This window comes from Streptococcus infantis (assembly GCF_000963255.1).
GTDB classification, from domain to species: domain Bacteria; phylum Bacillota; class Bacilli; order Lactobacillales; family Streptococcaceae; genus Streptococcus; species Streptococcus nidrosiense.
In genome coordinates, this window is the sequence record NZ_JYOV01000014.1 from 42,038 (window position 1) to 65,384 (window position 23,347).

Sequence of the window (23,347 nt, forward strand, 5' to 3'; positions counted from 1 at the left end):
CTTAAAGCTGTGCTTCGTATTCACTAAAAAGTCGCGCACGCTTCTCACTGGCATCAATATTTAATACAAATGCTATGGCTACCGAAAGAACCAAGAGGCTATTCCCCCCTTGCGAAAGGAAAGGGAAGGTTACCCCTGTTGAAGGAATCAAGCCTGAAATACCTCCAATGTTAACAAAAACCTGTATTAGAATCATACCACCAATACCGATTGCTACCATTGAGTTGAAAGGATCCCTTGCTCGAATACCTACCAAAATGATTCGTAGAATTAAGAAGAATAGGAGAGCGAGAATAAGACTTGCTCCTACAAATCCAAACTCTTCAATGACAATCGAAAAGACAAAGTCAGTATGGGCTTCTGGCAGATACCCTCGTTTTTCAATAGAATTTCCTAATCCCAGACCAAACCATCCTCCATTAACCATGGCATAGTAGGAATTGGCCAACTGGTGTCCAGCTCCAGCCAAGTCATTAAATGGGTTGAAAAAAGCACTGAACCGCTTGGCAACATAACCAAATACGGGAATTTTAGAGAATTTCTCAACACCGATTATCCGAATGGCTGTTAAGGAAATCATAGAGACACCAGCTAGTAAGCCCAGAATAGTTGTGAACCACCGATAAGCTATCCCACTAATGGTATACATGAGCAAGGATACCAAAATCAAGATGGTAGCATTCCCAAGGTCTGGGAAAATCGCCAAACTACCAATCATAACCAGTAGAACAAAACGCCAATCATTGAATGCTCGAGGAAGCCACTGATTAAGGGTTAAAACTTGGAAGTCGTATATAGCTATTTCATCCTGTTGTTTTGAAAAACGCTGTGCTAGATACCAGACAATAATAATTTTCAAATACTCTGCTGGTTGAATCGTGATGGGACCAACCTTAATCCAGCCATAGGCACCGTTGACAGGAATCCCAATTAAACGTGCTAGTGCTAGCAGTATCAGCTCAACAAACATGACGATAAAGAGTAATCGCTCATTTCGTAGAAATCCTAATTTCAATTTATAAATCAAGGCAATTAAAAACAAACTGGCTATCCAGAAAATTCCTTGATTTCGAACCAGTTGTAAGGTGCTTTTTCCCTCTTGGATAAGAGTTGCACTCGTTGTCGAATAAACTACTATCAATCCTAAAACGGATAACAGTAAATAAGGAATCAAAATGGAATAATTCAGCAGGTGCCTCTTACTTATTTTCATATGTCACCTATCTTTCGGAAAAATATTTTTATTTTCCCATATTATTTCTAGTTTTACATGCTATTATACCATTTTTTAGCCTAGAAAAAAACTCTTACAGTATAAACATTCGAATTTTACTCAAAACAGACTCTGGACTAGAATGTCTTGAGTGATCCCCTTATCCGACATATCGATTGTTTTTAGTTACTAGGACTTATAAAACTATAATCTTGATATTTTATAAAGTTAAAAACTACCTTCCAGACAGAGGAAGGTAGTTCATTACTATCTTAGTTTGAGGCACTACTGCTGCTGTCAGAAGTTGTTTCGCCTTTGATGTATTGTGTAAAGATATTTTGGAAGGCCGGATCTTTAACTTTAATGTTGGCATCTTGCAATTCTTTACTAATAACACCTTGAACAAAGGTTGCATCATTTTGTTTTTGAGTCAAAATGATTGTTTTAAGTTTTTCTTTATAATCATCCAAGTTAGAAGATTTTTCTGATTTCTTCGTCAACTTAACAATGTAGAAACTACTTGTATAAGCTTGAGTTCCTGGAGCAGTGATAACATCTGAAATTCCGTTGACATCAAGCGCAAAAGCGGCTTTCTTAACTACGTCTGGTAATTCTGTTGATGCAGAGTCAAAGGTGATTTCTCCACCATTTTCTTTAGTCTTTTCGTCTGTAGAATTGTCTTTTGCAAGTTGTGCAAAGTCAGCTCCAGATTCTTTTGCTTTGGCAAGAACTTCCTTAGCCTTATCTTCACTATCAAGTTTAATAATTTGAGCCGTTACTTCTGGAGTATACTCTTCAAAAGCTTTTTTGTAGTTTTCATCTGTTAATTCAGCTTCAGCGGCTTTCTTAACAGCATACTCAACTAATTTACTTGTACGAATTTGAGCTTTACGGCTTTCTGCAGTCATACCTGAACGGGCGAGAATCGTTTGATAGCTATCACCGTATTTCTTTTGTTCTTCTGCAACTGCATCATCTACTTCTTTATCACTTACTTCTGAACCATATTGTTTTTCAAAAACTTTTTGAATGGTCATATTCAGCAAGACTTGTTGAGCAGTCGCATTATTTTTGACTTCTTCAAAGAATTGATGCTCAGTGATAACATCGCCTTTCATGCTAATCAAGTCAGTTCCTTCAGAACTGTTTGAACAAGCAGCCAAAGTAGCTACTGACAACAATGTGATGGCTCCTGCCATTAGTTTTTTCTTCATGTTTACTCCTTTTGTATACTAAATAAAGGTTTACCTTATCTATTTTACCAAATTGTCTTAAAAATATCTGAAATCAATCAATATCAGGCAGTTCTACTTCTGCTTGATTCTTTCTTAGCATGAGAATCCCATCTCCAAGTGGAACCAAGCTAGCGGTTAAGCCAGGATTGTCTAAGGTTGCATCAAATAGTCTTTGCAAGCCACGATAAATCGTCCGTTGTCCACGTCGGACTTCCATAATATCCCTCGCAATATCTCCTCCTTGGAAAATATCATCCAAGACAACGACTCCACCTACTTCGAGGTGTTTGAGGATTTCTGGTAGAAAGACGATGTATTTGGACTTGGCAGAATCCATAAATACAAAATCATAGGTCTCAGTCAACGTTGACAAGACATCTACCGCATCACCTTCTAAGAGAGTGATTTGTTTGCGGCTATCAAATTTTGCAAAATTTTCTTTGGCAAAACCAATCATCTCAGGATTTCGGTCAATAGTGGTGATTTTTGACTTAGGTGAATGCTCTGCCATCAAAAGGGCAGAAAAGCCAATAGCCGTCCCGATTTCCAAAATGTTTTTTGGTTGAATGGTTTCCATAAGAAAACGAAAATAAGCGACGGTTTCATGAGGAATAATAGGAATATTCTCCTTGCGAGCAAAGTTTTCTAGTTCTTTTAGGGAACCCGTCACCTGCTTTTGTCTGTGGCGCATGAACTCGACAATCTCATGCTTGACAACAGGACGTCGCATGTTATGATTGGCATTTTTACTATAAGACTTTACCATCTGCCTTATGCCAATCCTAATTTTTCAACAAGGGCTTCAAACTCATCCAAACGGCGTTCAAAGACTGCAAATGCATCGTTGAGGTAATCTTCTTTTTCCATATCAACACCAGCTTTACGCATGATATTGAGTGGATAGTCTGACTTCCCTGCTTTGAGGTAGTCGATATAGCGATCACGATCATCTTGGCTACCATGAACAATCTTTTCAGCCAAGGCTGAAGCAGCTGCAAAGCCTGTTGAATACTGATATACATAATAGTTATAGTAGAAATGAGGAATTCGAGCCCATTCGTACTGGATTTGAGGATTATCTTCCTTACTCAAGCCATAATATTCTTGGTTCAAGTCAGCATAGAGATTGTTGAGGAACTCACTTGTCAAGACTTCACCATTTTGATCGGCTTGGTGGATAGCATGTTCAAATTCAGCAAATTGAGTTTGGCGGAATACTGTTCCACGGAAACCATCCAAGAAGTTGTTGAGAATCGCAAAGCGTGTTGCATCATCTTGAACTTCTTGTAATAATTTTTCTGTTAGGATGTTTTCATTAGTAGTTGAAGCAATTTCTGCCAAGAAGATTGAGTAATCTCCGTATACATAAGGTTGTGTTTCACGCGTATAGCTTGAATGCATACTGTGACCTGTCTCATGTACGAGAGTGAAGAGATTATCTAGGTTATCTTGCCAGTTAAGAAGCATAAAAGCATTGGTATCATAAGAACCACCAGAGTATGCACCTGAACGCTTGCCTTGATTTTCATACACATCAATCCAACGTTCGCTGAAGGCACGTTTAACTCGGCTCATGTAATCCTCACCAAGAACTGCCAAAGCTTCTTCTGCCTTCTTCAAGGCTTCCTCATAAGTAAAGCTGTATTCCACTGAAGACAATGGGGTATAAACATCGTACATCTTGAGGTCAGGAATACCAAGGATTTTTGAACGAAGAGCCAAATAACGATGCAAGAGTGGCAAGTGTTTGCGAACTGCTGACACTAGATTGTCATAGACACTTTCTGGTACAAAGTTAGCCGCAAGAGCAGCCTGACGAGCACTCTCATAATTGCGCACTTTAGCACGGTAGTTTTGAACTTTAACATTGGTCTGCAAAGTTTTAGCGTAAGTGTGCTGGTATTGTTCATAGGTAGAGTAAAGAGCTTCATAAGCTCCACGACGAACCTCACGATTCTTAGATTCTACCAAGCGCATATAAACGCCGTGTGACAATTGAACTTCATTTCCATCTTCATCTTTAACAAATGGAAAGACGATATCTGCATTATCTAAAATAGCAAAGGTTTCACTAGCAGCACCGAAGATTTCACCAGCACCTGCAAGCAACTCTTCTTCACGTTGTGAAAGGACATGGTCCTTATTTTGCAATAGTTTATCAAAGAAGTGTTTATAAGGCTGGAGTTTTGGTTCTTCTGCTAAAAAGTTTTGATACTGGTCTTCTGTGATAGCCATAAATTCAGGCTCATAGAAAGAGAAGACTTGATCAAGTTGACTATAAAGAGTCATTGCTTTTGCATAGTATTCTTGATACTTAGCAACTCGTGTGTCTTGGTCGTTTTTCATATGTGCATAGACATAAAGTTTTTCAAGACGACGACTCAAGTCCAGATAACACTCTGTAATATCAAGAAGGCTTTCTGCACTATCCAAGAGATGTCCTTCAAGACTAGCTGCTTGTTTTGTATCTTCCGTTAAAAGGGCGAGTTCTTCTTCCCATTTCTGGTCAGTTTCAAAGATCGTTGATAGATCCCATGTATCTTTTTCATTGATTTCATTTCGTTGTAATACCATAAGTTTCCTCCATCCTTTCTATTTTACCATATTTTTTAAGAAATATTGCTGATAAAAGGCAGGTGGATAGAGCTTTTGTAACTCTGTTTGAGGATTTTTTTGATAATAAATTCGAAAGTTGCGATAATAATCACTAATATCCTGTTTTATTTGACAAAAAGAATCATTTTCTATCGGCCTTACTTGAGGATACCAGTCCTGTTTCTTCAGATTCAAAAGGTTCTCCCCTCTCAAGTAGGCCTTGGCTTGTTGCTTCATCCAATAGGGATTTTGATAGTAGAGTTGTTTTTGAATGTAACGACAAATGTTCTTATCTTGTTCAACCGAAAAAGTGATAAGATCTTGTTGCTGATAAGGAGTCCGTAATATTTCTAGAAGATTTCCTTTGTCATAAGAAAATTCCTTGACTTGATAATGGAGTTTCCCTTTCAAATCTTGGTGGAGTAGGTACTTAAGTCTCAAAACTTGTCTTTTATGGTCTAACTCCCAAAGATAAAAACCCATATTATTACTGAAATAAAGAAAACCTCTCTGAAGTTGAGTTAGTCGCTCTTTTATCCATAGTTTTTCTCCAAGTAACCACAAAACTTGAATCCCGAGACTTCGATAACCATTGCTTCTCTCCCTTAAAAGTTCACAAGAAATGGGACTACACTGAATTTCTAAAGCTATTTTCTTATTGATAAAGATATCTGAGATTTGCTTCAGTTCAGGTATGGGATATTCCATCTCAACTTCATCATTCTTCTTCACCCAATAAAACAGTCTTTTCTTGTTTTCCAGATGCTCTGGTCCTTCATTTTCATGGAAAAAATCACATTTTTTGAGACTTTCATGGGCAAAATGCCTTCTCACATTTTTCCCTTTCCTCATGCGGACACTTGTTCCACAAGCCGGACAATAATAAGCTTGCTTCTTTACTTCATCCTCCAAGGCATTGACTAGGCGCCCGTTTTCATCTCTAGCTAAAAACATAAAACCTCCTTTTCTACTTTATTCGAAATGGATAAGAAAAAGGCTGAGAAATTCAGCCTTTCCATTATATTTTGAGGATAATCCTGTTCATATTTTATGCTTTTTGATCTGTTTTTGTAACATGGGAATCAGATTTGAAATTTGATCTTGTTTAATCACCAACACACCATACTCTTGACAACGATGGTTATATACGGGATTGATTTTTCCAGAGCAAACAATTAATTTCAAACAAGTTTCACCAGCAAAATGATTAGCATATACCTCTAGTTCATTAATAGCTTCCACAGACAAGTCTGTCATTTTACAAGATATAAAAATAATGGAATGACCTTTACGGAGGACAACATCAATTTCATTTTGTACATTATCAACTTCAGGGAAAATACCATTCCAGTCAATTTCTGCCCCTATCATACATTCATCAAAATACTCTGATTCTATCGCTAAAAGATAGAGATATAATTCTAAAATATGACCTTTAGTGCGACAGAGTAATTGTGCCTCGGGGCTGGAAAAAGTGTAACTAATATGTTCGGAACTTTTCTCATCAATATGAATCAAGTTTGCTTCTGTTAGTAGTGGAATCATAGATTCTGGATAAGGGTACCTTTTCCCGTTACTTTCCAAAACTTTTGCTGTTTCAGCGTGAAAATCAGCTGTTTTTGCTAATGCAAAGAATTGAGTGATTTGATACCATTCTTCTGGGTTTAAAATTGCATAGTTTGCTAGTTTTTTAATGGCAGTAATTTGTTTCGGACTGTATTTAGGTTGTTTCGATTTGATGAGTTTACCACCCCTTAAGGCCATCAACTGTTCAATGGTTAGATTAGGAATCACTAACTCTTCCTTCTCCACTTTACCCATTTTCCATTTAAATTGTTTTCCTTGCTCAATATCTATTGCAATAATCGGTAATTGCTTTTCCAAACCATATTGATACAGGAAAATAGCTAATATCGAATCTCCTCCAAAAACATCTAAGGTCACTGAATCATAGTTAGTCAAGAAAAGATTCAAATCATCCGTAATCTTATCTAGACTTATTTGCCTAAAATGCACTTGCTTTACATGGGAAACTTGATCCAACAAAAAATGTTTCAAGGCCAATCTTTCATCTTCTGTAATTTTTTTCAGGGAGAGAAATAAAACCTCATCACAATCACAAATAAAAGTCTGATAAACATTTTTCTCGATAGTGTGATGATCAAAAAGTTCGACTAAAAGACTAGGCATGTCGCCACCTCCCTATTAAAAATTTGCTAGTTGTATGGAAAATTTAAAATTACTTAGAATAAACTTCATAGAAATATGGGTTAAGAGATTGTCTTTAGCATTTTCTACACATCTAGTATAGCATAATTCAGTTGATTGGCCCTCAAGTCTTTATATAAAAAAACGAATAGAAATGGATAGCTATTCGTTTTAAGATTTTTATTTTACTTTTTTAGCCAACATTGTTGCAAAGCGTAGTTGGATACGATTGCCATTTTCGTCACGACGATGTAAATGACCTGGATTTTCATTGTACTTGATCAATTCCCAGTCCTGGTAGTAATTGGCCAATTCCCCTTCTTTAAAGGTGAATGGGAAGTTCACTGAGCAAGGATAATCCTCCGTGTCCATGGCACAAACGATAAGATTGTAACCACCGATAGAGGTTTGTTCCTGCATGTTTTGGATAATAGCAGGAATACGTTCTGCTTGTAAAAACATGAGCACAACCGTTGATACGATAAAATCGTAAGTTTGTCCAATGCTAGCTGAATTAATATCGTAGAGACCTACAGGCATTTCTAAATCTTCTTGCTCTACGATACTTTGCAAAATTTCAAGGGATAGCTCATTTTGGTCCACTGCTGTGACATCGAATCCATGTTGAGCGAGAAAGAGGGCGTTTCTTCCTTGACCACATCCTAGGTCCAGTACCTTACATGGCTTGACCGTCTGCATAGCTTCTAAAACCTCCGAATGAACTGGATTGGTATTGTATTTCTTTGGGAAATAATCCTCTGGTTTACAATAAAATTCCAGATACCATTCTACATCATCTGTGGCAGCTTCGACTCTGTGCCAAGCCTGGGGTTGCGCCATAGGATTATCAGCACCTGCTTCAAAGAGGTGCTCAGCTATAACTTCCCCCTCCTCAGTCAATTCAATAAACTTAAGAGCCCCTTTTAATACGGTAATCTTGCCCCAGGTTCCGACCTTGGTATTGTGTTTTCTTTGAACAGCTTCAGGCATGGTGTCTTTATTCCAGACAGGCATGCGTTTATAGGCAACTAGTTTTTCCATATTCTTCACTCTTTCTATCGATGGTTGACAGCTTTCATAACACGCGCAATATCACGATCTTGCTCACGACGTTTGATAGACTCCCGTTTGTCATAGTCGTGTTTCCCTTTTGCAAGTCCTAAGAGTAGCTTGGCGTAGCCATCTTTGATGTAGACTTTAAGTGGAACCAGAGTCATCCCTGTTCCTTTTGTTTCCTGCTCTAACTTCTGGATTTGCTTTTTATGAAGGAGAAGTTTACGACGACGTTCTGGTTCCTGATTCCAGATGTTGCCTTCCTCATAAGGAGCGATATGGACATTGCTCAGCCAAACTTCCCCATTCTTAACCTGAGCAAACCCATCTTTCAGATTGATGCGGGCTGCTCGAACACTCTTGATTTCTGTACCAGTTAGAACCATTCCTGCTTCTAGCGTATCTACGATAGTATAGTCGTGGTGCGCTTTTTTATTTTGCGCGACGACCTTTCCCTCGCCCTTTGCCATGCTTAGCTCCTTTCTTTGCTACTTCTTTGTAAAAAGGTTTCTTGCTTTTTTTCTTCTTGTCCTTCGAAGAATGCTTACGCTTATCATTTGAGCGGCTAGTTTTTCTCTTGTCTTCTTTCTTATCCGAACGACGACCTCTATCCTTACGGCCAGACTGTTTCAACCCCTTCTCAATCACATCAAATTCACTTGGAATAAAGGAGAAATCAATCTCACCAGTCATCTTATCGGCACTTTCGACACGAATGCGTATCTGTTGTCCCACACGGAAGGTTGTCCCTGATTTCTCCCCACGAAGAGTCAAATCACGTTCGTTAAAATGATAGAACTCAGGTAAATTAGTAATGTGAATCAAGCCCTCAACTGTATTTGGCAATTCAACAAAAAGACCGAATTTAACAATACTGGAAACAACAGCATCATACTCTTCGCCCACAAATACCTCCATATACTCAGCTTTTTTCATAGCTTCAACTTCACGCTCAGCTTCGATAGCCCGGCGCTCACGATTGGATGATTGAGTCGCAATCTCTGGAATGACCTGTTCAAAATGCTCTGCAACTTCTTTAGAACGTCCATAGTCACGAATCATACGGTGAACCAAGAGGTCCGGATAACGGCGGATTGGACTAGTAAAGTGAGTGTAATAGTCCGCTGCCAGACCATAGTGCCCATGGTTATGCTCAGAATAACGAGCCTGTTGCATAGAACGCAGAAGCATCATAGAGAGAACATCCGCGTAAGGTTCTCCCTCAACAGCACGCATGATGTCTTGGAGGGCTTCTTGACTAATTTCACTGGCAGTCCCATAGATTCGCAAGCCAAAACTAGAGGCGTAATCAATAAACTTCTGAACTTTTTCAGCTTTAGGTTCCTCATGGATACGATAGATGAAAGGTAAATCAAGCTTGCTAAAATGCTCTGCAACTGTTTCGTTTGCCATCAACATAAAGGACTCAATCATACGTTCTGCAGTACCGCGATGACGAAGAACAATATCTACTGGTTTCCCTTGCTTGTCAACCAAGATTTTAGCTTCATTGGTATCAAAATTGAGAGCTCCACGCTTAATCCGCATACCTTCAAGAATTTCATGGAGCTTAGCCATGAGTTCAATGCTAGGAACAATTTTCTTATACTCTTGTCTCTTCTCCTCATCACCTGCTAGGATATCATTCACATCACTATAAGTCATACGGAAACTTGTCTTGATAACTGTCTGCGTAATGGTGTAATTACGAACCCGACCATATTTATCAATTTCCATGATAGCTGATTGGGTCAAACGATCTACTTGAGGATTGAGGGAACAAATACCATTTGAAAGGCGTTCTGGTAGCATTGGAACTACACGGTCTGTCACATAGACAGAGGTCGCACGATTGAGGGCTTCTTTATCAAGAGCAGACCCCTCTGTCACATAGTAAGAGACATCAGCGATATGAACTCCAAGTTCAAAATTTCCATTCTTCAAAGGCTTGATGTGAACTGCGTCGTCCAAGTCCTTAGCATCTGCTCCATCTATGGTAAATGTAATTTCATCTCTCAGGTCCAGACGTCCTTCTATATCCTTCTCTGATGGAGCATCAGGTACACTTTCAGCTTCGTTGAGAACTACCTCTGGAAACTCTGAGACAATATCCATAGACTCTAGGACTTCAAGAACGTCAATTCCTGCATCTGTTGAATGTCCAACCACATCTAGGACACTCGCCACAAAGAAGTCGTGTTTCTTACTTGGGTACTTGTCAATAAAAACCTTGAGAACTTCTGTCCCTTCTAGCTTGAGAGATGGCTTTTTTACATAAATCGGTTGACTAATCTTTTGATTTTTAGAACGAATATAACCCGCATACTTTGGTTTCTCTTCATCAAGAATAATTTGCCCGACAACTGTCGTGAGACTGTGTTCTAAAATATCGATAATCTTTGCTTCTGCTGCGGTTCCTTTGTTACGGTCAGCAACTTTCTTGATGACAACTTCAACAGTATCACCATCAATGGCATAGTTAACATCACTTTTTCCAACAAAAAGATCGTCTTCTTCGCCTTCAAGACTTACAAAACCGAACCCATTTTTATGGGCATGGAAAATTCCTTTTAGGGTAATCTCATGTTTTTTCTTCTGTTCTAGGGTTAAACTACCATCTTCTTCAAAGCGAATCTGATGCTTACGTTCCATCAAGGAAAGAGTTTTGATTAACTCACGGAAGTCCTTTGAACCATCCTTCCCGAGAGCACTGGCCAAGTCATTAACTGTGACACTCCCCTTCTCTTGTAAATATTCTTTTATTTTATCTTTCATGTTTACTTTCTAGATTTATAATATTTTCTTTTTGGTGTAAAACCTTATTTCTTTTAAAAATAAAAATAGGCAAAGACCTAGTCCCGCCCATTATTTTCTTATCTACTTGATAATACCGTCAATGCTAAGGCAATGGCTAGCCAGAAAAAGACTAAAATTCCTGTCAAACGTTGCATCACAGCTTCAAAACCGCGCGCTTTGCTTCGTTCAAACAAATCACCTGCACTGGCATCAAATACATTGCTAGATTGGTTTTTAGTTGGTTGCATAAAAATTGCAATCACAATCACAACAGATAATACTAATAGAATGGTTAATAATAGGTTATACATATCAAACTCCTTAAAATCCCTATTATTCTACCATAATTTCTACTTAGATTCAAGATGTAGAGTCACTTTTCTTTCTTTAGGGCAATACTTTAAGACCTCAATCTTGTCTGGATGGGTTTTGGAGTTCTTACTGGTTAGATAATTGATGCTGCCACAAGAGGAGCATTTGAGATTGATTTTTACTCGCACTAGATTTCCTTCACTTTTAATAATGTTCTAAATTGGATAAGGTTAAATAAACAACTGAGAGCTACACAAAGAGCTGTTGCATAAAATACTGAGTGATAGCCAAATTGTCCCGCTACTGCTGATCCTGCTAAGGGACCTATCACTCCTCCTAGATAAAAGAAGACTTGATTAAAGGCAAATACCCTTGAAATGCCTGCTTTAGGAGTCATTTTGCTTAGGAGAGAATTGACACCAGGGATCAGAGCTCCTGTTCCCAGACCAAATAGAAAACGATAGAAGCCTAATTGGAATGGGCTAGTCACATTTGCACATAATAGATATATGAAAACTGAATATACCTGAGCTACGACAAGTAGTCGATGATTGCCCACTTTATCACCTAATTTACCCATGATACCTGCACTCATCATACTTGAAAATCCCATGCTGGATACAATCAAACCAGAGACAAAAAGAAGGTTCTCTTTCTGTCCCAGATCTCGTACATACAGGGCAAGGATGGGACCAATAGATTGGGCAGCAAACTGAATTACAAAACTGGTTAGAAATAGATTTATCAAGAGAAAAGGATATTTAACAGAAGTAAAGAGCTCTTTTGTAGGGAGTGCTTTTTCTTTTGGCACTGGTTGAAAGTTTTCTTTGATAAAAAGAATGGTTAAGATAGCTGCCAAGAACAGGAAACTACCAACCAATAAAAAGACATTCCGAATGCCAAAAATTTCAGCAATGAAACCACCTACAAATGGACCAGTCAAAGTTCCAGCGACAACACCAGTTGATAAAGTCCCTAGAGCGTATCCTGACCTATCTTTGGGGACTTGACTAGCAATTAAAGCTGTCGCATTGGGTACAAATCCTGTAAAAACTCCATTAAGAAATCGTAAGAACAAGAGCCAGAAAACATTTGGAACAAAAGCCAGACCACCCATAGTAATAGTCATGGCTAGCCCTGCACGAATCATCATGGGTTTTCGACCATACTTGTCTGCTAAGATACCCCAAATTGGTGATACAAAGGCTGCAGAAATGGCTGAGACTGATATAGCTAAACCTGAATAAAAGGCAACTTGATCTCCTTCAATTCCTAACTGTTCGACAAAAATAGGCATGAAAGGAACAACGAGAGAAATGCTGGCTCCTGTTAAAAAACAACCAAACCAAGCAATACGAAGATTATCCTTCCAACTAATCTCTTGCATGGGCATTGCCTCCTTCAAGTAAGGTCACTACTTGACTCAAAAGCTGCTCTCGACTACCATTATTGTCTAATATATAAGTAGCAAATTTCTTCTTTTCTTCTAAAGGCCACTGTGAAGCTAAACGAGTTTCAGCTGACTCTTTGGATAACTGATCACGGTTCATTAAGCGATCCAGCTGGGTATCTCGCCTTACATAAACTAGCCAAGTTTCATCGAACCATGAAGCATAGTCCTGTTCAAAAAGCAATGGAATATCCATGAAAAATACGTCCTCAGTTTTAGCTAACTTGTCTCTCAAAGAGCCCAATTCTTCACGGATGATTTGTCCTTGAGTTTCTTTAGACCATTCTCTCTCCTCAGAGTTAGAAAAGATCAGACTGGCAAGTAATGGTCGATTCAATTTCCCATCTTCTAGAAGGACTTTTTCACCGAAATGCTCTACTAAAATCTGATAAAGGCGACCATCAGGTTTTTGAAGTTGGTGAACAAGCGCATCCGCATCTACCACTTCAAACCCTTTTTGTCTTAGAAAATTTGTGACGGTGGACTTCCCGGATGCAATACCACCAGTGATTCCAATAATTTTTCCCATCACTTTCTCCTTTGACATTTTGGGCAAAAATGGGTTCCACGACCACCGAGTTGAATTTTTTCGATAATGGATCCACAACGTGAACAAGCTTGTCCAGCTTTATCATAGACTTGATGAAAGTCTTGCATGGTCCCATCTTCGCCAAATGCATTGGTATAGGTGCGAATGGTTGAACCGCCTTTCTCAACAGCCTGCCCCAAAACTTCAATGGTTTGATCATGAATAGCTGTTGCTTCTGCTCTTGTCAAACTTTTTGAAGGTCTAGTTGGATGAACCTGAGCTCTCCAGAGAACTTCATCCACGTAGATATTTCCCAATCCAGCAACCAAAGTCTGGTCGAGAAGATACGATTTGATAGGCTTCTTAGATTTCTTCAAGGCACCTCTAAAAATCTCTAAGTCAAAATCCTGTTCAGTAGGTTCTGGTCCAAGCTTTTTAGATACAAAGTAAGCATCTAAGAGTTCAGGAGCAAGCAATTCCATAGTTCCAAACTTGCGTACATCCTCATAAACTAAAGTGCCACCGTCTTCAAACTGGAAGAAAACATGGGCATGCTTACGTTCAGGAACCTGGTCTGGATAGTAAAAATACTTGCCTTCCATCCGTAGATGAGAAATCAAGACCTTATCTGTCAGGAAGAAAAGTAAATACTTACCACGACGTCCCATTGACTTGATAATCTGACCAGGTAATTCTTTCTGAAACTGATCCAAATCTGTCTTAATCATCTTAGGATAGCGAATTTCTACACTCGAAATCTTCTTACCCAGAATCAGTTTTTCAAGACCTCGTCGAACCGTTTCGACTTCAGGTAATTCAGGCATAATTCCTCCTTCTGTAAAAACAAGAAGCAGGCATGAGCCCACCTCTACTTAATATTCTTTTTCATTATAGCCAAAGTCAGCCAAATCTAGCTTTTTATCGCGCCAGTTCTTCTTGACCTTGACCCAGGTTTCTAGGAAAACTTTGTCCCCTAGCATAAGCTCGATATCACGACGGGCCATAGTCCCAATTTTCTTGAGCATGGCACCACCTTTACCGATGACAATCCCTTTTTGGCTGTCACGTTCAACCATGATAGTTGCTCGGATATGAACCTTGTCTGTATCCTCGTCTCGTTTCATAGAGTCCACCACTACTGCAACTGAGTGTGGAATTTCTTCACGAGTTAGGTGCAAGACCTTTTCACGAATCATCTCAGAAACTAAGAATCGTTCTGGATGGTCTGTGATTTGATCCGCAGGGAAATATTGGAAACCTTCCTCAAGATTTTCACTTAGAATATCGACTAGACGAGAAACGTTATTTCCCTGAAGTGCTGAAATCGGAACAATTTCCTTGAAATCCATCTGATTACGGAAATCATCAATTTGAGCCAAAAGTTGATCAGGGTGTACCTTATCAATTTTGTTGACCACAAGAATAACCGGAACCTTAGCAGCCTTGAGTCGTTCGATAATCATGTCATCACCCTTCCCACGTGGCTCGTCTGCAGGAACCATAAAAAGAACAGTATCTACTTCACGAAGGGTGCTATAGGCTGACTCTACCATGAAATCTCCAAGAGCTGTCTTAGGCTTGTGAATACCAGGAGTATCGATAAAGACGATTTGCTCCTTATCAGTGGTGTAAATCCCCATGATTTTATTGCGCGTTGTCTGCGCCTTATCACTCATGATGGCGATTTTTTGCCCCATGACATGATTCAAAAAAGTTGACTTCCCTACATTTGGACGTCCTAAAATGGCTACAAAGCCTGATTTAAATGTCATAATTTCCTCTTACTGTTTAAAATAATAAATCCCAAATCCGTGGGAGAAAGATGAGTGCACCTGTCAAAGCGGCAAAAAGAGAGACCACAAGCACGGCACCAGCTGCCATGTCTTTAGCTTTTTTTGCCAACATAGAAAAGTGATAGTGACTAGCCAAATCTACTACATTTTCAATAGCTGAATTAATAATCTCAAAAGCTACTACCATGAAAATGCTCAAAAGTAGAAATAACCATTCGATTCGTGACACCTGAAAAACAAAACCTGCAAGGACAACTATTAGAGCCGTCACTGCATGCTTTCTCATGTTACGTTCTTCCTTAATCGCAGTAAAAATCCCTGTAATGGCAAATTCTAAACTGGAGATTAGGTCACGATTTTTCCATTTTCGTTTATTGTCTTGTGAGTCCATAGGCTGTCAAAATTTCTTCTTGTAAACCGAACATCTCCGCTTCTTCCTCGGGAGTGTAGTGATCATAGCCGTTAATGTGTAAAAAGCCGTGCACTGCCAAGAAGCCCATTTCACGCTCAAAACTATGACCGTACTCCTCAGCTTGCTCATGTGCCTTATCAATGGAAATGAAAAGCTCACCGATATAAGCATCAAATTCTGACATCATATCTGCCAAGTCGGGATCATTTTCCAGATCTTCCTCATCAAAGGCAATCTCTAACTCCGGCTTATATTCAAGACTGATAACATCTGTTGGACGATCGGTATCACGAAACTCTAGATTGAGTTCATGGCTTCGTTCGTTGGTCACAAATGTGACCGCCATTTCCTTGTCTTCTTTTCCAATTTTTTTTGCAGCAAATTCTAAAATTTCCTGTGTTTGTTCTAAAATTTCTTTTGAAACTTGTCCAGTTTCATCTACCATTTCAATATACATGTGCTTCTCGATTCTCTTTACTTGGCTTTATTATATCACATTTCTATGATTTTATTCTACCTTTTTGATATAATACTATGGAATACATTCACGAGGAGAGAACCATGTCATTTGATGGATTTTTTTTACACCACATGGTTGAGGAATTGCGAACTGAACTACTAAATGGTCGCATCCAAAAGATTAATCAACCCTTTGACCAAGAATTGGTCCTGCAAATCCGTAGCAATCGTAAAAGTCATCGTTTGCTCCTGTCTGCCCATCCAGTTTTTGGACGCATCCAGTTAACAGAGTCCACCTTTGAAAACCCTGCTCAGCCATCTACTTTTATTATGGTATTGAGAAAGTATCTTCAAGGAGCAGTTATTGAGTCAATCGAGCAAATTGAAAACGATCGTATCGTGGAAATCACGGTTTCCAATAAAAACGAGATTGGGGACCATATCCAAGCCACGCTTATTATTGAGATTATGGGCAAACACAGCAATATTCTCCTTGTAGATAAGTCTAGTCACAAAATCCTTGAAGTTATCAAGCATATCGGTTTCTCTCAAAATAGCTACCGTACCTTATTACCAGGTGCTACTTATATCGCTCCTCCAAGTACAGAGGCGCTCAATCCTTTTATGGTCAAGGACGAAAAACTCTTTGAGATTCTACAAACCCAAGAGTTAACTGCTAAAAACCTTCAAAACCTCTTTCAAGGTTTGGGAAGAGATACAGCAACCGAGTTAGAAAGACAACTGCTTAATGATAAACTAGCCAATTTCCGGAACTTCTTTGGACAAGAAACAAAACCTTGCCTAACAGATAAATCCTTTTCTTGTGTGCCTTTTTCTAGTAAAACAGAGGAGAATTTTGACAGTCTTTCACAATTACTTGATATCTATTATAAGGATAAAGCCGAACGTGACCGTGTGAAACAACAGGCTAGCGAACTCATACGTCGCGTCGAAAACGAACTACAAAAGAATCGTCAAAAACTAAAGAAACAGGAAAAAGAACTTCTGGCTACCGAAAATGCAGAAGAATTTCGTCAAAAAGGTGAGTTACTAACCACTTTCCTTCATCAAGTTCCCAATGACCAAGATCAGGTCATTTTGGAAAACTACTACACCAACCAGCCTATCACGATTGCACTTGATAAGGCATTAACGCCAAACCAAAATGCTCAACGCTACTTCAAACGCTATCAGAAATTAAAAGAAGCTGTCAAATACTTGACTGACCTGATTGAAGAAACCAAGGCAACCATTCTCTATCTAGAAAGTGTCGAAACGGTACTCAATCAAGCCGGACTCGATGAAATTGCTGAAATTAGAGAAGAATTAATCCAAACAGGATTTATCCGTCGAAGACAAAGGGAAAAAATCCAGAAACGACAGAAACCTGAGCAGTATCTAGCTAGTGATGGAAAAACGATCATCTACGTGGGGCGCAATAACCTACAAAACGAGGAATTGACCTTTAAAATGGCCCGTAAAGAAGAACTCTGGTTTCACGCTAAGGATATTCCTGGAAGTCACGTTGTTATCTCTGGCAATCTCAATCCTACTGATGAGGTTAAAACAGACGCTGCAGAACTTGCAGCCTACTACTCTAAGGGACGTCTCTCAAATCTCGTTCAGGTGGATATGATTGAAGTTAAAAAACTCAACAAACCAACTGGTGGAAAACCTGGTTTTGTCACCTATACTGGGCAAAAGACCCTCCGTGTTACACCCGACCCTGAAAAAATTCAGTCCATGAAAATCAAATAAAGTCTTGTATACTTGTGGGCTGTTACTGCTATAGACTCAAATAAAAATGGGAGGTGCGTTCAATGCTACGGCATATCAAATCTATTTTAACCATAATATTCGGAGCTGCCATTTATGCCTTCGGACTCACGTATTTTGTTGTTCCCCACCACTTATTCGAAGGTGGAGCAACGGGAATCACCTTGATTACCTATTATCTCTTTAACATCCCTATCTCCGTGATGAACCTCATCATCAATATCCCATTATTCATTCTAGCCTGGAAAATATTTGGTGCGAAGACCCTGTACAGCAGCCTGCTTGGTACTATTTCCTTATCTATTTGGCTGGCAATCTTTGAGAAGATTCCTCTCAGCTTTAATCTTGAGGGAGATCTAGTCATCGTTGCTTTAGTTGCGGGTGTTCTTTTGGGACTTGGTCTAGGTATTATCTTCAATGCTGGTGGTACCACTGGAGGAACAGATATCGTCGCTCGAATCCTGAACAAGTACACCAATATCTCCGTGGGGAAATTACTCTTTGCACTAGACTTCCTCATCTTAATGCTCATTTTAATAATCTTCCAAGACCTTCGTCTCGTTACTTATACACTTCTATTTGACTTCATCGTCTCAAGAGTTATTGACTTGATTGGTGAAGGCGGATATGCTGGAAAAGGTTTTATGATTATCACTCAAAAGCCTATGGAAGTGGCAGATAAAATCAATGAAGATTTAGGTCGTGGTGTCACCTTCATATCTGGGCAAGGTTACTACAGTCAAAAAGATTTAAAAATTATCTACTGTATCGTAGCAAGAAATGAAATGATTAAGATGAAAGAACTGATTCATACGATCGATCCTAAAGCCTTTATCACCATCACTGAAGCTCACGAAATTCTAGGAGAAGGTTTCACCTTTGTAAAAGAAGAAACTTCCTAATACATAGACAACAAAAATAGTAACTTCGAGTTTGAAGTTACTATTTTTTGATGATAAAAACGGAAGAAGCAACTCTTCCGTTTTACAAGTCATTATTTTTCAGCTGTAAGTGCAGCCATTGTGATGTAGTTGTATGGTTTGTTGAAGTGTGGCAAGAAGAATAGGTCAGTCAATGCCAATTTTTCAATTGTAACATGTTCTTGGATAGCCAATGAGAACATGTGAATTCCCATGCTGATTGCTGAATCACGAGATACCATTTGAGCACCAAGGATTTCACGGCTATCTTTATCAAAGACAATCTTGATTGCTACTTCATAGTTGTCATGTTTCATAAATTCTGGTTTTTGAAGATCGTTGAAGCCTGTTTCAACAGCATTGTAGCCTGCAGCTTTAGCTTTTTCAAGAGTCAAACCAGTTGAAACCATGTGAAGACCATAGATTGAGATACCGTTTGATCCTTGAACACCGATTCCTTCAAGTTCATGACCACAAGCATTGTAAGCACCTACGATACCAGTACGTACAGCATTTGATGCAAGAGCGATGTAGCTAGTGTCTTTACGAGCGTTGTCATAAACAGTTGCACAGTCACCCACAGCGAATACACCTGGGATAGATGTTTCTTGTTTTTTGTTAACAAGGAAAGCACCGTTGCGGAAGAGTTCAATCTTACCATCAGCAAGAGCTGTGTTAGGACGGAAACCAACTGCAAGGATAACCATATCAACGTCAAAGCTTTCTTTGTCAGTGATCAAGCGTTCAACTTTACCGTCACCTTCAATAGCTTTAACAGTTTGACCAAGTGCCAAACGGATGTTGTGGTCTTCCAAGTTTTTAGCCATCATTTGTGTGAAGTCTTTGTCATAGTATCCGTTCAATACAGTGTCAACGATATCAACAAGTACAACTTCTTTTCCAAGACGTTCGAATGCTTCAGCAAGCTCAACACCGATGTATCCACCACCAACAACAGCGATACGCTCAAGATGTTTGCTCTTGTCAGCAAGTTTGTTGATAACCTCTTCTGCGTTTTGGTACAATTTAACGAATTGTACATTTTCAAGAGTTGCTTTGAATTCGCGGTTACCCTTAACAATTTCAACACCTTCGATTGGTGGCAAGATTGGAGTTGAACCTGTAGCAAAGATCAATTTTTCGTATGATTCTTTGTGTTCTTTTCCATCAACTTCAGCAGTTACAACTTTGTTATCATAGTCAATTGAAAGAACTGGTGAGTTCATATAAACTTTAGCACCTTTTGCTTCCAATTTTTCTTTATCTGAGTAGAAGAGACCTTCTGGACCATCGATTTGCTCACCAATCCAAAGAGCCATTCCACATCCTAGGAATGAAATGTTTGAGTTTTGGTCAAAGACAACGATTTCATTTTCACTTCCAAAATTGTCCAACATAGTGTTGATACAAGCAGTTCCAGCGTGGTTAGCACCCACGACTACGATTTTACTCATAAGATAATTCCTACCTTTAATTTTTTATTTACCTTTCTAGTATATCATTATCTGTGAGCGTTTACAAGCTTTTTGACTAGTTTGCTGTTTTTTTGAAATTTTTTTGAAATATATATTAATTTATTTTCAACTTTTTCAAAGTTTTTTGCACTTTTTTTATTTATCCAAGCATATTTCTTGACTTTTTGTAAAAAATAATTTGTGAAAACGCTGACTTTATGATATTCTATTTATATGGAAATGAAATTTAAATCTTCAGATTGCTTTCATATCTGGATTTACAACTATTTCCAATTGATTTGAAGGGAGTTGATTCTTTGCCTCTCAGTTCATTATCTGAACGGTTAATGGGAACTACGATTACTATTTCCTTGGTACATGAACAAGCGGACAATCTTCTCCGTCAAGCTTTTGATTTGCTAAAGGAACTTGAATTCCGATTCAATGCGAATAGCACCGAATCGGAATTAATGGAAGTTAACTATCAGGCAGGAATTGCCCCAGTTAAGGTCCACCCTGATCTGTTTGAACTGATTTCTTTAGGATTAGAACACAGTCTAGCTCCTGGAAGTCATCTCAATATCAGCATTGGTCCCTTGGTACAAACCTGGCGTATTGGTTTTTCCGATGCAAAAGTTGCTAGTCCTGAAGAAATTTCTTCGGTTTTACCATTGATAGATCCCCGTTTTATCAAACTTGATTCAATTGCTTCTACTGTTTTCTTAGAAAAGAAAGGAATGAAAATTGATTTAGGTTGTTTAGCCAAGGGCTATAGCGCAGATAAGGTTGCTACTTTCTTAAAAGAAAATGGTGTCACTTCTGCTCTTATCAATCTCGGGGGAAATATCCTTACTATTGGTAATAACCAAGCCAGAAATGGACAACCTTGGCAAATTGGTATTCAAGACCCTAATCATCCACGTGGTAATCATCTGATGACCTTATCTATCACTGGAAAATCTGTTGTTACTTCTGGAATTTATGAACGGCATCTTGAAATCGATGGAAAGGATTATCATCACATTTTCGATAGTGAAACTGGCTATCCTATTGAGACGGATTTGGCTAGTTTAACGATTATATCTGACCGCTCAGTTGATGGTGAGATATGGACCACACGATTGTTTGGTGAACGTAGCGCTTCTATCATGTGGCAAATCGAAAATATCGATGGAATTGAAGCCATCCTTATTGATAAAGATGGACATATCGCTTGTTCATCCGGTATCCAAAGATAAATAATAAATAATGCAAAAAGAGAAAGGAAAGCTCATGCTAAAACTTATTGCTATTGTAGGAACTAACTCTAAACGTTCCACAAACCGCCAACTGCTTCAATATATGCAAAAACACTTTGCTGATAAAGCAGAAATCGAATTGGTAGAAATTAAAGACCTACCAGTATTCAACAAACCTGCAGATAAACTTATTCCTGCAGAAGCCTTAGAAATTGTTGCAAAAATTGAAGCAGCTGATGGTGTGATTATCGGTACTCCTGAATACGATCACTCAATTCCTGCTGTTCTTATGAGCGCTCTTGCTTGGATTTCTTATGGAGTATTTCCACTCCTTAACAAACCAGTGATGATCACAGGAGCTTCATACGGTACACTCGGTTCATCACGTGCTCAATTGCAACTCCGTCAAATCTTGAATGCTCCAGAAATTAAAGCAAATGTTCTTCCAGATGAGTTCTTGCTCTCTCATTCTCTTCAAGCATTCGATAAGAATGGTGACTTGGTAGATCTTGATGTCATCAAGAAATTGGATGCCATCTTTGATGACTTCCGTATCTTTGTCAAGATTACTGAAAAATTGCGTAATGCACAAGAACTTCTTCGTAAAGATGCAGAAGAATTTGACTGGGAAAATTTGTAAGATAGGAGATCGAAAGAATGAAATTTGTTGGACTTGTTGGATCAAACTACGACCAATCATATAACCGCAAACTCTTGGAATTCATCCGTCGTAACTTCAAACTGAAATTTGAATTAGAAGTTCTTGAAATCGATGAAGTTCCAATGTTTAACCAAGACGAAAAATGGGACGAAAGCTTCCAATTACGCCTTCTTTACAATAAAATTACTCGTGCTGATGGTGTGATTATTGCTACTCCTGAGCACAACCATACAATTTCTGCTTCACTCAAGTCAGTTCTTGAATGGCTTTCATATGAAGTACATCCATTCGAAAACAAACCAGTGATTATCGTGGGTGCTTCTTACTACGACCAAGGAACTTCTCGTGCACAAGTTCACCTTCGTAAGATTCTTGACGCTCCAGGTGTAAATGCCTATACTCTTCCAGGTAATGAATTCCTTCTTGGAAAAGCTAAAGAAGCTTTTGATGCTAACGGAAATATTATCAACGAAGGAACTGTTAAATTCCTTGAAACTTGCTTAGATAACTTTGTCAAATACGTAGGAGTCGTTTCTAAATTGAAAAAACCAAAACCAATTGAACCAGAAGACTTGGATTGTGGAAAACCAATCGCTACAACTATTACAGAAGTTGATCCTGACGATCCAAACTGGGTAGAAAAAGTCGCAGAAATCACAGGTGCTGTTTCAGGTGATACATATGTTAAACTTGACCATGGTATCTTGACTGTTAACCAAATTGATATGTTCTTGAAAGCTATGCCTTTTGAATTGACATACGCTGACGATAACAACCAATTCCTCTACTACAACAATGCTCACCAAGATCCTGATACAATGTTTGCAAAACGTGTACCATCTCAATCTGGTAGCCGTATGTCAACCGTTCACGGTTCACTTCCACCAGCACGTATGAAAAATGTTGAGTGGGTTATCGGAACACTTCGCAATGGTAACCAAGAATACGTACGTACAATCGTTCCTGGTTCTCCTGCCGGTGTTATCAACACTCACAACTACCAAGCTATGTACTATCCTGACGGATCATATGCTGGTATCAATGAAATTGTCTTTAACTTCCAACCATGGCTTGACTGGTACTTGAAAGAAACAGGTCAACGCTTGGTAGGAGGCAGCGGACCTTTTGCTCCTGCTGCTGGAGGTCATGGCGACGCAGATGCTACTTCTGGCGCTTCTGACTCAGCTGATGGTGGCCATGGAGATGCAGACGCTACTTCTGGTGCAAGTAACTAGTCATCAAG

Annotated in this window: 23 protein-coding genes; 5 read left to right on the top strand and 18 right to left on the bottom strand. The window is 38.9% G+C overall.

The features are described from left to right. Nucleotide 1: 1 nt before the first annotated feature. From ftsW to ybeY, 17 genes are all read right to left on the bottom strand, one after another. Complete coding sequence (ftsW, locus tag TZ96_RS05935; RefSeq protein ID WP_045763301.1) at nt 2-1,213, bottom strand: cell division peptidoglycan polymerase FtsW; 1,212 nt, start codon at nt 1,211-1,213, stop codon at nt 2-4. 272 nt (nt 1,214-1,485) lie between these two features. Then, the gene (gene prsA / locus TZ96_RS05940) at nt 1,486-2,427 is read right to left on the bottom strand and encodes a peptidylprolyl isomerase PrsA (protein WP_045763302.1); all 942 of its coding nucleotides are present in this window, start codon (nt 2,425-2,427) and stop codon (nt 1,486-1,488) included. A 73-nt stretch (nt 2,428-2,500) separates the two neighbouring features. Then, nucleotides 2,501-3,214, bottom strand: a complete 714-nt coding sequence (locus TZ96_RS05945) for an O-methyltransferase (RefSeq protein WP_075230470.1) — start codon at nt 3,212-3,214, stop codon at nt 2,501-2,503. A gap of 5 nt (nt 3,215-3,219) precedes the next feature. Next, on the bottom strand, nt 3,220-5,022 hold the full coding sequence (gene pepF / locus TZ96_RS05950) for an oligoendopeptidase F (protein WP_045763303.1): 1,803 nt from the start codon (nt 5,020-5,022) through the stop codon (nt 3,220-3,222). 18 nt (nt 5,023-5,040) lie between these two features. Then, nucleotides 5,041-5,997: a competence protein CoiA gene (locus tag TZ96_RS05955; RefSeq protein ID WP_045763304.1), complete on the bottom strand. Its 957-nt coding sequence runs from the start codon at nt 5,995-5,997 to the stop codon at nt 5,041-5,043. 87 nt (nt 5,998-6,084) lie between these two features. Beyond that, entirely contained in the window at nt 6,085-7,233 is a 1,149-nt protein-coding gene (locus TZ96_RS05960) for a DUF1887 family protein (protein ID WP_045763305.1), read from the bottom strand. A 198-nt stretch (nt 7,234-7,431) separates the two neighbouring features. Beyond that, the gene (tehB, locus tag TZ96_RS05965; protein WP_045763306.1) at nt 7,432-8,292 is read right to left on the bottom strand and encodes an SAM-dependent methyltransferase TehB; all 861 of its coding nucleotides are present in this window, start codon (nt 8,290-8,292) and stop codon (nt 7,432-7,434) included. A gap of 14 nt (nt 8,293-8,306) precedes the next feature. After that, nucleotides 8,307-8,774: an SsrA-binding protein SmpB gene (smpB, locus tag TZ96_RS05970; protein ID WP_001051741.1), complete on the bottom strand. Its 468-nt coding sequence runs from the start codon at nt 8,772-8,774 to the stop codon at nt 8,307-8,309. Further along, nucleotides 8,737-11,079 (bottom strand): ribonuclease R, encoded by a 2,343-nt coding sequence (gene rnr / locus TZ96_RS05975; protein WP_045763307.1) that lies wholly within the window; start codon nt 11,077-11,079, stop codon nt 8,737-8,739. Before rnr ends, smpB begins: the two co-directional genes overlap by 38 nt. A gap of 98 nt (nt 11,080-11,177) precedes the next feature. Continuing rightward, entirely contained in the window at nt 11,178-11,411 is a 234-nt protein-coding gene (gene secG / locus TZ96_RS05980) for a preprotein translocase subunit SecG (protein ID WP_000282514.1), read from the bottom strand. 39 nt (nt 11,412-11,450) lie between these two features. Beyond that, complete coding sequence (gene rpmG / locus TZ96_RS05985; RefSeq protein ID WP_001809104.1) at nt 11,451-11,600, bottom strand: 50S ribosomal protein L33; 150 nt, start codon at nt 11,598-11,600, stop codon at nt 11,451-11,453. Beyond that, on the bottom strand, nt 11,600-12,799 hold the full coding sequence (locus TZ96_RS05990; protein WP_045763308.1) for a multidrug efflux MFS transporter: 1,200 nt from the start codon (nt 12,797-12,799) through the stop codon (nt 11,600-11,602). The genes rpmG and TZ96_RS05990 overlap by 1 nt, the downstream gene beginning before the upstream one ends. Then, nucleotides 12,786-13,391 carry a dephospho-CoA kinase gene (gene coaE, locus TZ96_RS05995; RefSeq protein ID WP_045763309.1) on the bottom strand — a complete coding sequence of 202 codons (606 nt, stop codon included), beginning with the start codon at nt 13,389-13,391 and terminating at the stop codon, nt 12,786-12,788. Before coaE ends, TZ96_RS05990 begins: the two co-directional genes overlap by 14 nt. After that, nucleotides 13,391-14,215: a DNA-formamidopyrimidine glycosylase gene (gene mutM, locus TZ96_RS06000; protein ID WP_045763310.1), complete on the bottom strand. Its 825-nt coding sequence runs from the start codon at nt 14,213-14,215 to the stop codon at nt 13,391-13,393. Before mutM ends, coaE begins: the two co-directional genes overlap by 1 nt. A gap of 48 nt (nt 14,216-14,263) precedes the next feature. Further along, nucleotides 14,264-15,163 (bottom strand): GTPase Era, encoded by a 900-nt coding sequence (gene era / locus TZ96_RS06005; protein WP_045763311.1) that lies wholly within the window; start codon nt 15,161-15,163, stop codon nt 14,264-14,266. Between the two features lie 16 nt (nt 15,164-15,179). Then, the gene (locus TZ96_RS06010) at nt 15,180-15,575 is read right to left on the bottom strand and encodes a diacylglycerol kinase family protein (RefSeq protein ID WP_000378151.1); all 396 of its coding nucleotides are present in this window, start codon (nt 15,573-15,575) and stop codon (nt 15,180-15,182) included. Continuing rightward, nucleotides 15,556-16,053 (bottom strand): rRNA maturation RNase YbeY, encoded by a 498-nt coding sequence (gene ybeY / locus TZ96_RS06015; RefSeq protein ID WP_000275150.1) that lies wholly within the window; start codon nt 16,051-16,053, stop codon nt 15,556-15,558. The genes TZ96_RS06010 and ybeY overlap by 20 nt, the downstream gene beginning before the upstream one ends. A gap of 104 nt (nt 16,054-16,157) precedes the next feature. Between ybeY and TZ96_RS06020 the strand changes: the two genes are divergently transcribed. Then, nucleotides 16,158-17,813: an Rqc2 family fibronectin-binding protein gene (locus TZ96_RS06020; RefSeq protein ID WP_045763312.1), complete on the top strand. Its 1,656-nt coding sequence runs from the start codon at nt 16,158-16,160 to the stop codon at nt 17,811-17,813. 62 nt (nt 17,814-17,875) lie between these two features. Then, complete coding sequence (locus TZ96_RS06025; RefSeq protein WP_045763313.1) at nt 17,876-18,733, top strand: YitT family protein; 858 nt, start codon at nt 17,876-17,878, stop codon at nt 18,731-18,733. Between the two features lie 92 nt (nt 18,734-18,825). Here the strand turns inward: TZ96_RS06025 and nox are convergent, their stop codons facing one another. After that, nucleotides 18,826-20,205, bottom strand: coding sequence for a H2O-forming NADH oxidase (gene nox, locus TZ96_RS06030; protein ID WP_045763314.1), 1,380 nt, complete (start codon nt 20,203-20,205; stop codon nt 18,826-18,828). Nucleotides 20,206-20,522: 317 nt separating this feature from the next. On the opposite strand from nox, the gene TZ96_RS06035 reads away from it, so the two are divergent. The 3 genes from TZ96_RS06035 to TZ96_RS06045 are packed head-to-tail and all read left to right on the top strand — an operon-like array spanning nt 20,523 to nt 23,339. Further along, the gene (locus TZ96_RS06035; RefSeq protein WP_045763315.1) at nt 20,523-21,443 is read left to right on the top strand and encodes an FAD:protein FMN transferase; all 921 of its coding nucleotides are present in this window, start codon (nt 20,523-20,525) and stop codon (nt 21,441-21,443) included. A gap of 34 nt (nt 21,444-21,477) precedes the next feature. Next, the gene (locus tag TZ96_RS06040) at nt 21,478-22,083 is read left to right on the top strand and encodes an NADPH-dependent FMN reductase (protein WP_000915942.1); all 606 of its coding nucleotides are present in this window, start codon (nt 21,478-21,480) and stop codon (nt 22,081-22,083) included. A 17-nt stretch (nt 22,084-22,100) separates the two neighbouring features. Beyond that, a complete protein-coding gene (locus tag TZ96_RS06045) occupies nt 22,101-23,339 on the top strand; it encodes an NAD(P)H-dependent oxidoreductase (protein WP_045763316.1) in 1,239 nt (412 codons plus the stop codon). The last annotated feature ends 8 nt before the right edge of the window (nt 23,340-23,347 follow it).

Bases quoted from the DNA above. Each gene is read 5' to 3' on its own strand.
- TZ96_RS05945 (WP_075230470.1), bottom strand. From the start codon at position 3,214: ATGGTAAAGTCTTATAGTAAAAATGCCAATCATAACATGCGACGTCCT.
- ybeY (WP_000275150.1), bottom strand. From the start codon at position 16,053: ATGTATATTGAAATGGTAGATGAAACTGGACAAGTTTCAAAAGAAATT.
- TZ96_RS06025 (WP_045763313.1), top strand. From the start codon at position 17,876: ATGCTACGGCATATCAAATCTATTTTAACCATAATATTCGGAGCTGCC.
- nox (WP_045763314.1), bottom strand. From the start codon at position 20,205: ATGAGTAAAATCGTAGTCGTGGGTGCTAACCACGCTGGAACTGCTTGT.
- secG (WP_000282514.1), bottom strand. From the start codon at position 11,411: ATGTATAACCTATTATTAACCATTCTATTAGTATTATCTGTTGTGATT.
- TZ96_RS06045 (WP_045763316.1), top strand. From the start codon at position 22,101: ATGAAATTTGTTGGACTTGTTGGATCAAACTACGACCAATCATATAAC.
- ftsW (WP_045763301.1), bottom strand. From the start codon at position 1,213: ATGAAAATAAGTAAGAGGCACCTGCTGAATTATTCCATTTTGATTCCT.
- TZ96_RS05960 (WP_045763305.1), bottom strand. From the start codon at position 7,233: ATGCCTAGTCTTTTAGTCGAACTTTTTGATCATCACACTATCGAGAAA.
- TZ96_RS05955 (WP_045763304.1), bottom strand. From the start codon at position 5,997: ATGTTTTTAGCTAGAGATGAAAACGGGCGCCTAGTCAATGCCTTGGAG.
- coaE (WP_045763309.1), bottom strand. From the start codon at position 13,391: ATGGGAAAAATTATTGGAATCACTGGTGGTATTGCATCCGGGAAGTCC.
- mutM (WP_045763310.1), bottom strand. From the start codon at position 14,215: ATGCCTGAATTACCTGAAGTCGAAACGGTTCGACGAGGTCTTGAAAAA.
- tehB (WP_045763306.1), bottom strand. From the start codon at position 8,292: ATGGAAAAACTAGTTGCCTATAAACGCATGCCTGTCTGGAATAAAGAC.
- TZ96_RS06020 (WP_045763312.1), top strand. From the start codon at position 16,158: ATGTCATTTGATGGATTTTTTTTACACCACATGGTTGAGGAATTGCGA.
- smpB (WP_001051741.1), bottom strand. From the start codon at position 8,774: ATGGCAAAGGGCGAGGGAAAGGTCGTCGCGCAAAATAAAAAAGCGCAC.
- TZ96_RS06040 (WP_000915942.1), top strand. From the start codon at position 21,478: ATGCTAAAACTTATTGCTATTGTAGGAACTAACTCTAAACGTTCCACA.
- TZ96_RS05990 (WP_045763308.1), bottom strand. From the start codon at position 12,799: ATGCAAGAGATTAGTTGGAAGGATAATCTTCGTATTGCTTGGTTTGGT.
- TZ96_RS06010 (WP_000378151.1), bottom strand. From the start codon at position 15,575: ATGGACTCACAAGACAATAAACGAAAATGGAAAAATCGTGACCTAATC.
- prsA (WP_045763302.1), bottom strand. From the start codon at position 2,427: ATGAAGAAAAAACTAATGGCAGGAGCCATCACATTGTTGTCAGTAGCT.
- era (WP_045763311.1), bottom strand. From the start codon at position 15,163: ATGACATTTAAATCAGGCTTTGTAGCCATTTTAGGACGTCCAAATGTA.
- rnr (WP_045763307.1), bottom strand. From the start codon at position 11,079: ATGAAAGATAAAATAAAAGAATATTTACAAGAGAAGGGGAGTGTCACA.
- pepF (WP_045763303.1), bottom strand. From the start codon at position 5,022: ATGGTATTACAACGAAATGAAATCAATGAAAAAGATACATGGGATCTA.